The 15894-nt window shown below is 69.1% G+C and carries 13 protein-coding genes and 2 pseudogenes; 7 read left to right on the top strand and 8 right to left on the bottom strand.

Annotated features, from left to right (window positions below):
• Positions 1-7: 7 nt before the first annotated feature.
• Together RJ1_RS24055 and RJ1_RS24050 are read left to right on the top strand one after the other, a co-directional pair.
• Entirely contained in the window at positions 8-1297 is a 1290-nt protein-coding gene (locus RJ1_RS24055; RefSeq protein ID WP_072937353.1) for an adenylosuccinate synthase, read from the top strand.
• Positions 1298-1382: 85 nt separating this feature from the next.
• The gene (locus RJ1_RS24050; protein ID WP_240319944.1) at positions 1383-1820 is read left to right on the top strand and encodes a racemase; all 438 of its coding nucleotides are present in this window, start codon (positions 1383-1385) and stop codon (positions 1818-1820) included.
• Here RJ1_RS24050 and RJ1_RS24045 read toward each other — a convergent pair.
• Positions 1756-2349 carry a methylated-DNA--[protein]-cysteine S-methyltransferase gene (locus tag RJ1_RS24045; RefSeq protein ID WP_378380589.1) on the bottom strand — a complete coding sequence of 198 codons (594 nt, stop codon included), beginning with the start codon at positions 2347-2349 and terminating at the stop codon, positions 1756-1758. The genes RJ1_RS24050 and RJ1_RS24045 overlap by 65 nt on opposite strands.
• A 52-nt stretch (positions 2350-2401) precedes the next feature.
• Here RJ1_RS24045 and RJ1_RS24040 point away from each other — a divergent pair.
• Positions 2402-3912 (top strand): annotated as a pseudogene (locus RJ1_RS24040) (alkaline phosphatase D family protein).
• A gap of 43 nt (positions 3913-3955) precedes the next feature.
• On the opposite strand, the gene RJ1_RS24035 reads toward RJ1_RS24040, so the two are convergent.
• Complete coding sequence (locus RJ1_RS24035; protein WP_143048951.1) at positions 3956-4162, bottom strand: hypothetical protein; 207 nt, start codon at positions 4160-4162, stop codon at positions 3956-3958.
• A 62-nt stretch (positions 4163-4224) separates the two neighbouring features.
• Here RJ1_RS24035 and yczR point away from each other — a divergent pair, with 62 nt between their 5' ends.
• Positions 4225-5709 carry a MocR-like transcription factor YczR gene (gene yczR, locus RJ1_RS24030; protein ID WP_073364692.1) on the top strand — a complete coding sequence of 495 codons (1485 nt, stop codon included), beginning with the start codon at positions 4225-4227 and terminating at the stop codon, positions 5707-5709.
• A 47-nt stretch (positions 5710-5756) separates the two neighbouring features.
• Here the strand turns inward: yczR and RJ1_RS24025 are convergent, their stop codons facing one another.
• On the bottom strand, positions 5757-6854 hold the full coding sequence (locus tag RJ1_RS24025; protein WP_073364576.1) for a CaiB/BaiF CoA transferase family protein: 1098 nt from the start codon (positions 6852-6854) through the stop codon (positions 5757-5759).
• Positions 6855-6999: 145 nt separating this feature from the next.
• Here RJ1_RS24025 and RJ1_RS24020 point away from each other — a divergent pair, with 145 nt between their 5' ends.
• On the top strand, positions 7000-7377 hold the full coding sequence (locus RJ1_RS24020; RefSeq protein WP_073364574.1) for a VOC family protein: 378 nt from the start codon (positions 7000-7002) through the stop codon (positions 7375-7377).
• A gap of 1 nt (position 7378) precedes the next feature.
• Here RJ1_RS24020 and RJ1_RS24015 read toward each other — a convergent pair whose 3' ends face one another.
• From RJ1_RS24015 to RJ1_RS24000, 4 genes are all read right to left on the bottom strand, one after another.
• A complete protein-coding gene (locus RJ1_RS24015) occupies positions 7379-8284 on the bottom strand; it encodes an SDR family oxidoreductase (RefSeq protein ID WP_073364573.1) in 906 nt (301 codons plus the stop codon).
• A gap of 128 nt (positions 8285-8412) precedes the next feature.
• Complete coding sequence (locus RJ1_RS24010) at positions 8413-9882, bottom strand: carboxylesterase/lipase family protein (RefSeq protein ID WP_073364571.1); 1470 nt, start codon at positions 9880-9882, stop codon at positions 8413-8415.
• A complete protein-coding gene (locus RJ1_RS24005; protein WP_073364570.1) occupies positions 9879-11408 on the bottom strand; it encodes a carboxylesterase/lipase family protein in 1530 nt (509 codons plus the stop codon). The genes RJ1_RS24010 and RJ1_RS24005 overlap by 4 nt, the downstream gene beginning before the upstream one ends.
• A 48-nt stretch (positions 11409-11456) precedes the next feature.
• Positions 11457-12890: a dihydrolipoyl dehydrogenase family protein gene (locus RJ1_RS24000; RefSeq protein WP_073364568.1), complete on the bottom strand. Its 1434-nt coding sequence runs from the start codon at positions 12888-12890 to the stop codon at positions 11457-11459.
• Between the two features lie 88 nt (positions 12891-12978).
• Between RJ1_RS24000 and RJ1_RS23995 the strand changes: the two genes are divergently transcribed.
• Both RJ1_RS23995 and RJ1_RS23990 read left to right on the top strand, forming a co-directional pair.
• A complete protein-coding gene (locus tag RJ1_RS23995; RefSeq protein WP_073364567.1) occupies positions 12979-13728 on the top strand; it encodes an SDR family oxidoreductase in 750 nt (249 codons plus the stop codon).
• 9 nt (positions 13729-13737) lie between these two features.
• A complete protein-coding gene (locus tag RJ1_RS23990; protein WP_073364565.1) occupies positions 13738-15102 on the top strand; it encodes an NAD(P)/FAD-dependent oxidoreductase in 1365 nt (454 codons plus the stop codon).
• Between the two features lie 3 nt (positions 15103-15105).
• On the opposite strand, the pseudogene RJ1_RS23985 reads toward RJ1_RS23990, so the two are convergent.
• A pseudogene (locus RJ1_RS23985) lies at positions 15106-15894 on the bottom strand (hypothetical protein); the annotation flags it as partial.

Here is a 15894-nt window from a genome sequence, read left to right as displayed (position 1 = left end):
CAACGTCATGCCGGCAATCGTCCTGATCGGCGCCCAGTGGGGCGACGAGGGCAAGGGCAAAGCTACCGATCTACTGGGCGGACGCCTGCAGTGGGTGGTGCGCTACCAGGGCGGTAACAACGCCGGACACACAGTGGTTCTCCCCAACGGCGACAAGTTCGCTCTGCATCTGATTCCGTCCGGAATCCTCACGCCGGGCGTCACCAATGTCATCGGCAACGGTGTCGTGGTGGACCCGGGAGTGCTGCTCACCGAACTCGCCGGACTCGACGAGCGGGGCGTGGACACCAGCCGCCTGCTGCTCTCGGCCGACGCGCACCTGATCATGCCGTACCACGTGGCCATCGACAAGGTCACCGAACGGTTCCTCGGGGCCAAGAAGATCGGCACCACCGGCCGCGGTATCGGCCCCTGCTACCAGGACAAACTCGCCCGTGTCGGCGTCCGCGTGCAGGACGTGCTGGACGAGAAGATCCTCACCCAGAAGGTCGAGGCGGCACTCGAGTTCAAGAACCAGGTGCTAGTCAAGATCTACAACCGCAAGGCCCTCGACCCGCAGCAGGTCGTCGACGAGGTGCTCGAGCAGGCAGACGGATTCAAGCACCGCATCGCGGACACGCGACTGCAGCTCAACGAGGCACTCGAGCGCGGCGAGACCGTGCTGCTGGAGGGCTCGCAGGGCACGCTCCTCGACGTCGACCACGGCACCTACCCCTACGTGACGTCGTCCAACCCGACGTCCGGTGGCGCAGCGGTCGGTTCGGGCATCGGCCCCACCAAGATCACCACGGTGCTGGGCATCCTGAAGGCGTACACCACCCGCGTCGGGTCGGGCCCGTTCCCCACCGAACTGTTCGACCAGAACGGCGAATACCTCGCCAAGACCGGCGGCGAGGTGGGCGTCACCACCGGCCGCGCCCGTCGCACCGGCTGGTTCGACGCCGTGATCGCCCGCTACGCAACGCGTGTCAACGGCATCACCGACTACTTCCTCACCAAGCTCGACGTGCTCAGCAGCCTCGACACCATCCCGATCTGCGTCGGCTACGACGTCGACGGCGTCCGGCACGACGAAATGCCCATGTCGCAGACCGACGTTCACCACGCGAAGCCGATCTACGAGGAAATGCCCGGCTGGTGGGAAGACATCTCCCACGCCCGGACGTTCGAGGAACTGCCGAAGAACGCGCAGAACTACGTCCTGCGCCTCGAGGAACTGTCCGGCGCATACATCTCCTGCATCGGTGTCGGCCCCGGACGCGACGAGACCATCGTCCGCCGCGACGTGGTGCGGTAGTCCGTTTCTCCTTCGCCGAATGTCACATCGGTCCAGTTGGATTGAACTGATGCGGCATTCGGCGAGTCGAGATACATTCGAGCCGATGATCAGGACTGTCGAAGCGAGTACTCGGACGCCGGCCGGCCGGTGGTTCGACAGCTTCCACGCCGCGGCTGCCGTTCTGGAGACCTTCGGTTCCCGTCGTGACCCGTCGGATGCCGGCACGTGTGTGGCGGTGGTGTCGACGGATCTCGGCGTGTGGGTGTTCGAAGGTGACCCGAGGTCGACGGTGGACGCGTTCGTCCACGCCGTGGAGCGGGCGATCGTCGCCGGTGGGCAGTCATTCGTGCTCGGCTGTGCCCGCGTCACCGGGGTGGATCAGCGGGTCGTCCGGACGCTCCGGGTTCCCGGCGGCGACAGAATGGCGGCTGCGAGCGCGCTGGTGCGAGAACTCGTCGACGACCCGCAGGCGCTGATCAGAACAGCACCGGGTCGTCGAAACCCGGAGTGTGTTCGAGGGCCAGCAGTTCGCGCTTGGTGAGGGTGCCGCCGCCGGCGGAGAAGCCGCCCACCTGCCCGCCTGCGGCGAGGACGCGATGGCACGGGATCACGATCGGCAGCGGGTTGCGGCCGAGGGCCTGACCGACGGCCTGCGCGGCACCCGGCTTGCCGAGTTCCGCCGCGATGTCGCCGTAGGTGAGCGTGGTGCCCGGGTCGATTGCGCGGGTGATGTCGTATACGTTGCAGTCGAATTCGGGGACTCCCTCGAAGTCGAGGTCGATCCACCGCAGATCGTCGAGTGCGCCGCCCAGGTGTTCGCGTATTCCGTCGACGGCCCGCTGGACCGGCGCCGGCGGCTGGTGCTCCACCGCATCCGGGAAGCAGTGTTCGAGACGCTGCCGGGTGGATTCGGGTGAACCTTCGGGCAATTGCACGCCCACGATCCCCGCGGCCCGCCACGCGATGGCGCAGGTGCCGAGGGCCGTGTCGAACAGGGCGATTCCTGTGGTCACCAATCCAGTATGCCTCCCACATCTGACGTTCACCTTCCGTTGACCGCGGTTGGACATCCTCGAAGCTCGCCGACCGAGGAGATGTTCCGGGTATCTGTCCCGCCGTGCCCTGCTCCGCTCCACCGCACTCGGATTGCTCGCCGTTCCTGCGGCGGCGTGCTCCGACTCCGGCGGTTCGGGTCCGGCGCTGGTCCGCGACCGGCCGACCCTGACGCACGGTGTCGCGGCCGGGGACGTGCGAGCCGACGGTGCACTCGTCTGGGCGCGATCAGACCGTCCCGCGAAGATGATCGTGGAGACCTCGGCCACCGAGTCGTTCACCGACCCGGTGCGTCACGAGGACGGTTTGCTCACCCCGGACACGGACGGCACCGGCAGGTTGCGGTTGACCGGACTACCCGCCGGGCAGCAGGTGCACCACCGCGTGACTCTCGAAGGCGACGACGGCTCCACCTCGGAGGCGGTGACGGGTGTCATCCGCACGGCTCCGAGCGCCGCAGGCGACATCCGGTTGCAATGGTCCGGGGACACGGCTGGTCAGGGATACGGAATCAATCCGGACATCGGCGGAATGCGAATCTTCGACACGATGGCCGCGCGCGACCCGCACCTGTTCCTGCACTCGGGCGACGTCGTGTACGCCGACGGTCCGCTGAAGGAGTCCGTCACGCTGCCGGACGGACGCGTGTGGCGGAACACAGTCAGTGAGGCGAAGAGCGCGGTCGCGCAGACGTTGGACCAGTACCGCGGCCAGTACGCGTACAACCTCACCGACGACAACTACCGCAGGTTCAATTCTTCTGTGGCGCAGATCGTTCAGTGGGACGATCACGAGACCGTCAACAACTGGTACCCCGGCGAGGTCCTCGATCTCGACGCATTCACGGAGAAGAACGTGGACGTGCTGGCGCAGAGGGCATTCCAGGCGTACCACGAGTGGCTGCCGGTGGAGCCGGCAGAGGCGGTCGACGGTCGGGTGTACCGCAAGATCGGGTACTGCTCGACGTCTTCGTCCTCGACATGCGCACCTACAAGGACGCGAACGGGGCCAACACGCGAGCCGCCGGCCAGATTCTCGGTGCAGCGCAGAAGGACTGGCTGATCCGCGAACTCGGTGCGTCGACGGCGACATGGAAGATCATCGCCAACGATCTCCCGCTCGGCGTGGTGGTCCCGGACGGTGACACCGCGTTCGAGGGTGTCGCGAACCGGGATCCGGGTCGGCCCTCCGGCCGGGAGTCCGAGATCGCGCAGGTGCTGTCGGCGATCAAGGCGGGCAGGATCACCGGCACCGTCTGGCTCACGGCGGACGTGCACTACACCGCCGCGCACCGGTACTCGCCCGAGCGGGCGGCGTACCAGGATTTCGACGAGTTCTGGGAGTTCGTGTCCGGTCCGCTCAACGCGGGCGGATTCGGTCCCAACGAACTCGATGCCACGTTCGGCCCCGAGGCGGTGTTCGTGCACGCACCGCCTGCGCCCAACTCCTCGCCGCTCGACGGTTTCCAGCACTTCGGCGAGGTGTTCGTCGACGGGAAGACGTCGAAGTTGCGGGTGGCTCTCCTCGACGCGGCCGGGACGGTGCTGTTCACTCAGGTCCTGCAGCCTCCGGCGCGCTGACGCCGACTTGAGTGCGAATGTGTGCCCGGGCACACATTCGCACTCACGTCTGGGAGGTCCAGTCGGCGGAATCTGGACTGCTCGGCCTTTTATGGAGGTCCGGTGGCTCCTCGTGGAAGATCCCGCCGAGCGGGGCGCCGATCCGGAACTGTTCCAGACGAAATAGCCCCTTACCTCCTTCTTTGGGGCCGTAGTGTGCGACCGCGGCGGCCAGGAGAACCATGCAGGCGAGGGTGATCAGTGTCGTCATGGATCCGAGCTTCGCGGGAACTGGCTTGGAGATGAATAGCCAAGAGGGTGATACTGGACCGCATGATGACTCGTGTGCTCGGAGCCCGCTCGCTGGCCAGGGACCTCGGCAACTGGCAGGACGACAGTGGCCGCCGCTCGGCGGCGCGACCGGCCTACCGGGCGCTCGCCGACGGGATCCGCCTGCTCGTGCACGACGGACGCATCCCCCTGGGTGTCGCGTTGCCGAGCGAACGCGAGCTGGCGTCGGTGCTGGAATTGAGCCGGACCACGATCACGTCGTCGTATTCGGTGCTCCGCGACGAGGGGTATCTCATCAGCCGTCAGGGGTCGCGCAGCACGGTGGCGCTGCCGCTCGGGGCACGGCAGAACGGATTGATGTTCCGGGCGCACCAGCCGGGCTCCGACAGCTCGGTGGTCGACCTCAGCTACGCCGCGATGGCCGCGCCAGCCGAGGCCGTCGAACAGGCCTACGCCTATGCGTTGCAATCACTTCCGCAGTTCCTCCCGACGCACGGCATGGAGCCGGTGGGGATCGGCGCGCTGCGGGACGTCATCGCGGCCCGGTATCGGGCGCGGGGTCTCGAGACGTCCCCGGAGCAGATCATGGTCACCTCGGGTGCGCAGCATGCTCTGCGGCTGCTCCTCAACGTGCTGACGGCGCCGGGGGAGCGGGTGCTGGTCGATCACCCCACGTATCCCAACGCGCTGGAGGCGATCCGCCGGGTAGGTGCGCGTCCGGTTCCGGTGCCCGTCCGTCCGGAGGGCGGGGCGTCCGGGGCGTGGGATCTGGACGGCATCCGGAGCGCGGCCCGGCAGACCGCCGCCCGGATGGCGTACCTGATCCCGGACTTCCACAACCCCACCGGACTGTGTCTCGACGCGTCCGGGCGGGCCGAACTGGCGCGGATCGCGCGCGACACTCGCATGACGCTGGTGGTGGACGAGACGATGGTCGACCTGTGGCTCGACGAGCCGTCACCGGGGCCGGTCGCGGCGCACGGCCGGGGAGCGGCGAAGTCGGAGGTGGTGACGATCGGGTCGGCGGCCAAATCGTTCTGGGGTGGTCTGCGCGTCGGGTGGATCCGAGCGGATCCGGCGCTGATCACCCGGCTCGCCGGGGCCCGGGCGGCGGTCGACCTCGGCACGCCGGTGATGGATCAGCTGGCGGCAGCCCATCTGCTCTCCGACGACGAACTCGTCCTCGCACGTCGCCGGGCGGAACTGCGGGAACAGCGGAGCGCGATGCTCGATGCACTCGCCGACCGCCTGCCCGACTGGATCCCGACCATCGGTTCGGGCGGGATGTCCCTGTGGCTACGTATGCCCGCACCGGTGTCGACGGCGCTGGCCGCGACGGCCCCCAACTTCGGGGTGCTGCTGGCGGCGGGGCCGCGGTTCGGTGTGGAGGGCGCTTTCGAGCGGTTCGTCCGCCTGCCCTACGCGCGGACGTCCGACGAACTGCGCCGGGGTGTGGACGGTATCGCGGCAGCGTACGCGACCCTCGCGGTCGACCGTGAACTCGCGGAGCCGTCTCTCGTCGTCTGAGCACGTGAGTGGCGAAGCGTGCCGGAACACACTTCGCCACTCACCTGTCAGGTCCAGACGGTGTCGATGTCGACGCCCTCGCGGGCCGGCGGGGTGGGGGCGCCGGCCGGGGTGCGGGAGAACCGCGGTGCAGGGGCGTGCTGGGTGACGCCGTCGAGTTCGACCAGCGACCCGCGCGCGGCGATGTGCTCGTTGGACGGTGCCTCCGCGAACGTCAGCACGGGCGACACGCAGGCGTCGGTACCGAGGAAGATCGCCGCCCACTCGTCGCGGGTCTTCGACAGGAACTTCTCGGCGAACACCTTCTTCATCTGCGGCCACGTCGAGATGTCCATCTGCTGCGGCAGTTCGGCGGGGTCGAGTTCGAGGCCCTGCAGCAGCAGGGCGTAGAACTGCGGCTCGATCGAGCCGACGGCCATGTACTTGCCGTCGGACGTCTCGTAGGTGTCGTAGAACGGCGCACCGGTGTCGAGGAGGTTGACGCCGCGCTCGTCGGACCACACGCCGCGTCCACGGAACGCCCACATCATGTGCGACAGGGCCAGCGCGCCGTCGACCATCGCCGCGTCCACGACCTGCCCCTTCCCGGACGTCTGGCGTTCCACCAGCGCCGACAGGATCCCGAAGATCAGGAACATCGAGCCGCCGCCGAAGTCACCGACCATGTTCAGGGGCGGGACGGGACGCTCACCCTTGCGGCCGATGGCGTGGAGAACACCGGTCAGCGAGATGTAGTTGATGTCGTGGCCGGCGGCGCTGGCCAGCGGGCCCTCCTGGCCCCAGCCCGTCATCCGTCCGTACACCAGGCGCTCGTTGCGCTCCAGGCACACGTCGGGGCCGAGACCCATGCGCTCGGTGACGCCGGGCCGGAAGCCTTCGATCACGACGTCGGCCCGCTCGATCAGTCCGAGCACCTTCTCGACCTGTTCGGGATCTTTCAGGTTGGCCTCGACGACGCGGCGGCCGCGCTGGATCTGGTCGTACGGACCGGCCGGCGGAATCACGCCGGGACGCTGGACGCACACGACGTCGGCGCCGAGATCGGCCAGGAGCGCGGCGGCGTGCGGGCCCGGGCCCAGGCCTGCGAATTCGACGACGCGAATGCCCGCGAGGGGGCCCTTCTTCTCTGTAACTGGAGCAGACACGCGAGTTCCTCATTCCGGTGCGAGACGACCTGTCGAATCGACGTTAACTTGCGGGCGCCGGGCCGTGTGCCCCGGGTCACGGGACAGCGCCGGGGGTGATCCCGCGCTCTTGCCTGCGCGCAGGTGCGCGGGGCACAGTTGAAGCATGAGTCTTCAGGGTGAGCTCGTGAGCTTCGTGGCCAGCACCGACCTGGACGTCTCGGAGATGTTCTACGTGGAGACCCTGGGGCTGAGGCTCGTCTCGCGGGACGAATTCGCGTTGGCCCTCGATTGCAACGGTGCCCTGCTCAGGGTCACGCTGGTGCAGGCGAAGGCCGACACCGGGTACACCGTGCTGGGGTGGAAGGTCGCCGACCTGAACAAGGTCGTCGATTCGCTGCGCGGCAAGGGCATCGAGTTCACCGAGTATCCCGGGATGGATCAAGACGAACACGCGGCCTGGCGGGCCCCGGACGGCATCCGCGTCGCGTGGTTCCGGGACCCGCACGGCAACGTGCTGTCGCTCTTCGAGGACCCGAACTAGATCAGCGGCCGGTTGCGCTGCGGTGGGCCAGCAGTGCCTCGGTCGCGTCCCACAACCGCGCGGCGAGTCCCGCGTCGCGCGCGTCCTTGCTCGGCTGAACGACCTTGCAGCCCTTGACGTATTGGCCGGTGAACTTGCCGGACTCGGTGGCAGTCGCGGTCCAGACCGCCGTTTCGGCGCCCTTCGCGACGTCGGCCATGAACGGGGTCAGGAGCGTCCCGACCACCTGGTAGCCGAACGACAGATCCCGCCCGAGGGTGGTGCCGCGGACGAAACCGGGATCGGCGCAATTGACGACCAGTCTGGCGGGATCGGACCGGTGCGCCAACGCGCGGGTGAACAGGGTCAGGGCAAGTTTGGAGTTGTTGTACGCGCGCTGACCGTGAAACGTGTCCTTGGTGCCGTCCAGGTCGTCGAAGTCGAGGCGCCCGCCGCGGTGCCCGGACGAACTGATGTCGACGATGCGCGCCGGATGCCGGTAACCGGCCGCGTCGGCGGTCGACGCCTGCGCCATCGCCGGAGCCAGCGTCGTCGCCAGCACGAACGGCGCGAGGTAGTTCACCGCAAACGTCGTTTCGATGCCGTCGACCGTCAGTTGACGATGCCCCACGTCGACGCCGGCGTTGTTGACCAGCACGTCGATCCGCGGGAACCGATGCAGCAGTTCCCCGGACAGCTTGTGGACCTGGGCCAGCGAGGACAGGTCGGCGAGCGCCGAGTTCAGCCTGTCCCGGTCGGTGCTCTCGGACAGGTCGGCGATCGCGGCGTCGATCTTGTCCCGGTCTCGGCCGACCAGGACGACGGTGGCCCCGCGGCGCGCGAATTGGCGACACGTTTCCAGGCCGAGCCCTGCGGTGGCACCGGTGACCACCATGGTGCGGCCTGCGAGGTCGTTCGGTTCGGTCATGCTCGCCTCCCGAAATGCAGGTCCTACGAGAGTAGGGCAATCGCCGGGAGTCGCAACGTGGAACGAACCGTGGGTCAGGCCGTGAGGAACCGGCCCCGGACGAACCCGGCCAGCGCGGTTCTCTCCCCCTAGCGCCGGTGCTCGTACCCCTGCCAGGCGCGTCGGCGTTCGCCGAGCGGGTCGTTCTCGACCCGGCTCGTGTCGTCGATGACGAGCGTTTCCCGGCGCTCGGGCGAGTACCGCGGCCAACCGGGCGCGGGCGTCCCGTGCCGGGCGAAGTGCAACCAATGCGACTGGACGGTGTCGGTGACGGCCCGCAATCCGCGTCGCCCACCGAGCGCCGTCAGCGCCCGCGCCCACGGTCCGGTCAACCCGAACACCGCGTACAGCTCCGTCGCGTGGGTGGCGCCCAGTCCGAGGACCCGCAGCAACCGGGGTGCGAAGTCGTACCGGTAGCTGTACGTCGGCGCGACGGTGGTGTGGCCCTGCGCGCAGAGGACGGACGGTTCCCAGAACGTCACGTCGCCGCCGAGATCCGCGGCCGCGCGCCGATTGGGATAACCGGGGTAGGCGGCGATGGCCCGTTCCTTCACGGACGGGTCCACGTGCGAGAACATCTTGTCGATCCGGGCCGGATCCGTGGGCAGGATGTTCAGGAACCGGGGAAAGATCCTGCCCTCGTGACTGTTCGTGCCGATGATCAGGGGAATCGGATGCCCGGACCCCGACGCGAAACAGTCGAGCGGATGGGTGGGAAGAAAGAATCCGTCGACGACGGGCGCGAACGCGCGGGTTCCCGGTTCCTCGTCGGCGCCCCGGCGCGCCAGCGTCGTGCCCGCCGCAACGAACTCGGCGGGATCGGCGGATTCGAGCCAGGCCGCGGCCCCGGACACCGGGACCCCGGCGATCTCGAGGAATTCGCGCGACCACCGCGCCGCCCGATCGGGGTGGTACGCGGACGCGACGGGCGGGCTCTCGGCGATGGCCCCTGCGAACAGGCCCTTCGCGGCGGGGGTGGTCATCAGGGTGGTGACGGCGTTGGCGCCGGCGGATTCGCCGAAGAGGGTGACGTTGTCGGGGTCGCCGCCGAATTCGGCGATGTTGCGTTGCACCCATTCGAGTGCGGCGACCTGGTCGCGGAGGCCGAGGTTGGAGTCGAAAGGTCTTTCGGGGGTGGAGAACTGGGTGAAGTCGAGGTATCCCAGTGCTCCGAGGCGGTAGTTGATCGACACGTACACGATGTCGCCGCGGCGGACCAGCGACTGGCCGCCGTACAGCGACGAAGACGCGGTCCCGCCGGAGTAGGCGCCGCCGTGGATGAACACCATCACCGGTCTCGGAGTCCCGGACGCCGATGCCGGTGCGAGCACGTTGAGGGTCAGACAGTCCTCGTCGGAATCCCCACCACCCTGCGGCGCGGGCGGACCGAAGTGGAACGTCCGCCGGACATCCGACCACGCCTCGACCGGTTGCGGGGCCCGCAACCGCAGAGGACCGACCGGGGGCGCGGCGTAGGGGATGCCCCGCCAGGCGATCAGGTCGTCGATCCGGCGCCCTCCGACGGCGCCGGCTTCGGTGTGGACCTCGAGGGAGCTCACAGGCCCTGCCCGTAATAGCCCTCGTACCCCTCCCAGGCCAGCCTGCGCTCCCGGCGCGGATCGTCCTGGACGGTGGTGACGGTGTCGAACACGAGTGTTGCCCTCCGGTCTGTGTCGTATCGAGGCCATGACGCCAACGGTGTTCCCTGCGAGGCGAAGTGCAGCCATTGGCGCTGCACAGTATCCGTCACGCCCTTCAGCCCGCGTCGCCCACCCGTTAAAGTGAGGCCGCGTCCGATCAGGCTGTCGGCGATGTCGAACACGGCGAACAACTCGAACCCGTGGGTGGCGCCGAGGCCGAGCCACTTCATCGCGCGGGGAGCGAAGTCGAACCGGTAGCTGTAGGTGGGAGCGTATGCGGAGTGCGCCTGGGCCAGTTCGATCGACGGCTTCCAGAACGTCAGGTCGCCGCCCAGATCGACCGCCGCGGCCGGCTCCGGGTAGCCGGGGTACGCCGCGGTGACGCGGGCCTCGGCGCCCGGGTCGGTGAGCGCGAACATCCGCCCGATCCGGTCGGGGTCGGTCGGCAGGGCGTCCAGGAGTTTCGGGAACAGGGTGCCCTCCCGGGCATTGGTGCCGATGATCAGCGGAACCCGGTGTGCCGAGCCGTCGGCGAAGGCGTCGAGCGGTGGCTTCGGCAGGAAGTCGCCGTCGATCACGGGTCCGAACGGGTGCAGGCCCGGTGTCTCCGACAGCACCTTCGCGCCGAGGCGATTGCCGGCCCGGCCGAGGGCGCCGACGGGTAAGGAGTCGAGCGCCTCTGCGGCAGTGCCGGTTTCGGCTCCGAGAAGCGATACGTAGTCGGACGCCCAGCGGGCTGCTCGCTCCGCCGTGGTGACCAGGCCGGGGGCGGAACTCTCCGAGATGGCCCGTGCGAACAGGCCCTTCGCGGCGGGGGTGGTCATCAGGGTGGTGACGGCGTTGGCGCCGGCGGATTCGCCGAAGAGGGTGACGTTGTCGGGGTCGCCGCCGAATTCGGCGATGTTGCGTTGCACCCATTCGAGTGCGGCGACCTGGTCGCGGAGGCCGAGGTTGGAGTCGAAAGGTCTTTCGGGGGTGGAGAACTGGGTGAAGTCGAGGTATCCCAGTGATCCGAGGCGGTAGTTGATCGACACGTACACGATGTCGCCACGGCGGACCAGCGACCGGCCCCCGTACAGGGCGGTGGCCGACATGCCGAGCGTGTACGCGCCACCATGGATGAACACCATCACCGGCCGCGACCCGGACGTGCCGGGAGTGGCCAGCACGTTGAGCGTCAAACAGTTCTCACTGCTCGGCTGATACTTACCCGGCCGCAGCGCGGTGAACTTCTTGTGCTGGACGGCGGCGTCGCCGAACTCGGTGGCGTCGAGCTCACCGGACCACGGCACGACCGGCTGGGGCGCGCGCAACCGGAGCGGGCCGACCGGGGGAGCCGCGTACGGAATTCCCCGCCACGCGATCAGGTCGCCGACCCGCCGGCCCCGGACCACCCCGTCGGTCGTCCTCACCAGTGTGTCGGTCGTGAGAGTGTCAGACACCATGTCGGCGACTATACGGAGGCCGAACGGGCGAACGTTCCTTCCGTGCGGTCAGCGCCGCGCCTCCAGGAGCCGCAGCCACACCTCGCTCACGGTCGGGTACGACGGAACCGCGTGCCACAGCGTGTCGAGCGGCACCTTTCCGACCAGCGCGACGGTGGCCGCGTGGATGAGTTCGCCCACATCGGTGCCCGCGAACGTCGCACCGACCAGGGTGTCGGTGGCCCGATCGACCACGAGCTTGGCGTGGCCACTGAAATCGTCGCGGGTCAGCGACGAGCCGGCGACGGCGATGTCGACCTCCAGGGTTTCGACGTCCACCCCCGCGTCCCGCGCCTCCTTCTCGGTGATCCCGACGGCCGAGACCTCCGGGTCGGCGAACACCACCTGCGGAACCTGCCCGTGGTCGGCGGTCGCGCGGAACCGGGACCCGTCGAGGGGACGGCCCTCGGCGCGGGCGGCGATCACGTCGCCGCAGACGCGGCCCTGGTACTTGCCCATGTGGGTGAGCAGCGCGCGACCGTTGGCGTCTCCGACGGCGTACAACCACTCGTCCGCCGTCGTCAGGTGGTCGTCGGTGTCGAGGTACCCGTGGGAGTTCAGCAGTCGCGCGTCGAGGCCGAGTGCGGCCGTCGCCGGTGTGCGCCCGGTCGCGACGACGATCTCGTCGGCGACGAGGGGATCCTGCCCCGCCACGTCCAGGGTCACCGGGCCGCCGTGAATGCGGCCGATGCCCGTGTCCCGCGCGTCGGGCCGCTCGACCCCGCGGAGATCCGCCCCGAACAGGATCCGCGCGCCCTTCTTCTCCAGTGACCGGGCCACCAGTTCGCCGGCGAACGGTTCGTTCTTCGGGAGCAGCGCGCGGCCGCGCACCACCATCGTCAGTTCCTCCACACCGAGGTCCAGCAGCCACGTCGCGCTCTCGCAGGCCACCACGCCGCCGCCGATCACCACGGCCCGGCGCGGGATCTCCCTCAGATTGGTGGCGTCCCGCGAGATCCACGGCAACGCCGCGCGCAGGCCGGGGGTGTCGGGCACCGCGGCGGTCGTTCCGGTCGCGACCACGACGGCGTGCCGGGCGCGCAGTTCGCGTGCTCCGCCGACCGTCACCGTGCGTTCCCCGGTGATACGTGCGGATCCGCGGATGACGTCGATCCCCTGGGAGTCTGCCCACATCACCTGCGACGAGTCGTCGTGGTTGTTGGTGAACGAGTCGCGGCGGGCCAGCACGGCGTCCACGTCGAGCGGGCCTGCCGACACCCCGGGCATGTTGCGCGCCGCGCCGAGGACCTCGCCCGGACGCAGCAGCGCCTTGCTGGGCATGCAGGCCCAGTAGGAGCATTCTCCGCCGACGAGTTCGTGTTCGATCAGCGCCACGGTGCGGTCGCTGCCGGCTATGGCGTAACCCGCCGCGTTCTCACCCGCGGGGCCGCCCCCGATCACGATGACATCGAACTCTTCCGCGCCGCTCCCAGAGTCAGTCATGCCTGTAACGGTATGCCGGTCGGTGCTGAATGTCAGAGGTTCCGCCGGGCATCTCGCGTTGTTACCCGCGGGTAGATACTGTGGCGGAATGACACGGCAGAAGATTCTGATCACCGGCGCCAGCTCGGGGCTCGGCGAGGAGATGGCGCGTCGCTTCGCCGCCCAGGGGCGCGACCTTGCGTTGTGCGCGCGGCGCCTCGGACGGCTCGAGTCGCTGAAGGACGAATTGCAGGCCGCACACCCCGGAATCGCCGTCGCCGTCCGCGAACTCGACGTCACCGACCACGACGCCGTGGTCCGGGTCTTCGGCGAACTGCGCGGCGAGTTGGGCGGGCTCGACCGCGTCGTCGTCAACGCCGGACTCGGCAAGGGCGCCAGGATCGGAACCGGCCGGGCCGACGCCAATCTCGCCACGGCGCGCACCAACTTCGTCGGTGCGTTGTCCCAGTGCGAGGCCGCCCTCGCGATCTTCCGCGAACAGAACTCCGGCCACCTTGTGCTGGTGTCGTCGATCAGCGCCGACCGGGGACTGCCCGGGCCGAAGGCGGCGTACTCCGCCAGCAAGGCGGGAGTGTCGGCCCTCGGCGAGGCGCTGACCGCGGAGTTCTCGAAGAGTCCGATCGTGGTGACGACCCTCCTGCCGGGATTCATCGCCACCGACATGTCGGGCAAGGCCGGCGACACCACGATGATGTCCACCCTCGACGCGGGCGTCGACGCGATGGTCTCGGCCATCGAGAAGGAGACGAACCGCGCCCCGCTGCCGGGAATCAGGTGGCGAGGAATCGACCTCGCGTTGAGGTTCCTTCCTCATGCATGGACATCCCGGTTCGTGTAGGACTGACCTATGACGACCGCCCAGGAATCCTCGACCCTCGGCCTGCAGCGTTCACGACCGCGCGTCGTCATCATCGGGGGAGGGTTCGGCGGCGTCTACGCTGCCCGCCGGCTTCGCGACGCCGACGTCGACGTCACCCTGCTCGATCGGGGCACCAGCCACGTCTTCCAGCCACTGCTCTATCAATGCGCGACGGGGCTGCTCTCCGAGGGTGAGATCAGCAGTCCGCTGCGTCATCTGCTGCGCGGCAACCGCAACGTGCATGTCGCGCTCGGGGAGGCGCAGGCGATCGACGCCGGCCGCCGGGTCCTGACGGCCAGCCGATTCGACGGATCCACGTTCGAGCTTCCCTACGACTACCTGATCGTCGCGGCGGGGATGCGTCAGGCGTATCACGGGCACGACGAGTACATCCGATGGGCGCCGGGGATGAAGACCCTCGACGACGCCCTCGCCATCCGCCGAAAGCTGATCTCCGCCTTCGAGATGGCCGAATCGCTGCCCACTGCGGAGGAGCGCAGACCGTGGCTGACGTTCGCCGTCGCCGGCGGCGGACCCACCGGAGTCGAATTGGCGGGCCAGATCCGGGAACTCGCGGTGCACGCCCTCGCCAACGAATTCCAGTCCATCGACCCGTGCGAGGCGCGGGTGCTGCTGTTCCACGGCGGCGACCGCGTCCTCCCGTCGTTCAACCGGAAACTGTCCGCGGCGGCGCAGCGGACACTCGACAAGGTCGGCGTCGAGACGCACCTCGGCGTGCACGTCACCGACGTCTGCGAGACCAGCATCGAGACGACGGCCAAGAACGCGGCTCACACCAAGAAGCGGTACGGGGCCCGCACGATCCTGTGGACCGCGGGCGTCGAGGCCGTGCCGTTCGCCGCCGTTCTCGCGGAGGCGTTGGGGGTGAAGCAGATTCAGGGTGGTCGCATCGCCGTCGAACCCGATCTGACCGTGCCCGGTCATCCGAACGTGTGGGTGATCGGCGACCTGATGTCCCTGAACGACCTCCCCGGTGTGGCCGAGGTCGCGATGCAGGGCGGCAGGCACGCCGGTGGGTGCATCGAGCGCACCGTTGCGGGTGGAGCGCCGGACCGCAAACCCTTCAAGTACCGCGACCTCGGGAGCGCGGCCTACATCGCCCGCAGGCATGCGCTGCTCCAGGCCGGACCGATCCGGATGTCCGGGTTCTTCGGCTGGGTGTCGTGGGGGGTCATCCACATCGCGTTCCTCGCCGGGTACCGCAACCGGTTCGGCACCCTCCTCAACTGGGGCGTCACTCTGGCGTCGCGGACGCGCCGCGAGCGGGCCATCACCTACGGGGATCCGGAGTCGGCGCGGCAGCCCTACACCGATCTCACGCCCGGGCTGTAGCCCTTACCAGCCCCGCGCGGTGAGTCCGTACCCGGCGAGGACGCTCTCCGTCCGCTCGCGGAGCGCCGCCCGGTCCGGGCTGTCCAGCGACTCCAGCGCGAGCGTGTAACTGCCGCCGAACCGGCTGAGATAGGCGGACAGCCGGGTGCGGCTGGTGACGACCCCCGGGTGCACGGCGCGGGTGGCGATTCCGGTGGTCCGGTGACCGCCGACCGACGCGAGCGCCTCGGGTAGCGGCCCGATGTTGGAACACAACACGTCGCGCTCGCCGGGGTTACCCGTCAGGGCGTGCGCCACCCGGTCGGGGACCAGTTGCAGCATTTCCTCCGGGAATCCGGCGGGGCTGGTCATCGCGGGTGCGGAGTACGCCGCCCGGCTCGCCGCCCGCACATCGGCGACCGTGTCCTGCGGGGACACGTCCACCTCGACCATGGCGACGGAATTCGTGGTGCCCGACGCGTCGTCACCGGCCCGCAGATCCATCGGCACGCTGATCGTGAGCGGGCGGGATTCGCCGTCCCGCCGCGCCGCCTCGGCCACCACCGACAGGAACAGGCTGTTGGGGGTGCCGCCTGCCTGCTCCGCGGCGGCGTCCCACTGCTCGGCGTCCACGTCCAGCACCGCCGACACAGGTGAGTGGCAAAGTGTGCCGGGGGACGCATTGCCACTCACGTGCAGGAAGCGGCGGAGTTCCGCGCGGCGGCTCCCGCTCACCGCGAGACCGGCCACCGCACGTGCCGTCCCCTCCGTCACGCGGCGCGCGAGCCGGGTCGCGTCCCACATGTCCGCGAC

It is taken from the genome of Rhodococcus jostii NBRC 16295 (assembly GCF_001894825.1).
Taxonomy (GTDB): domain Bacteria; phylum Actinomycetota; class Actinomycetes; order Mycobacteriales; family Mycobacteriaceae; genus Rhodococcus_F; species Rhodococcus_F jostii.
The sequence above is the reverse complement of the archived record's forward strand: the minus strand, read 5'-3'. Positions and strand labels throughout refer to the sequence as shown.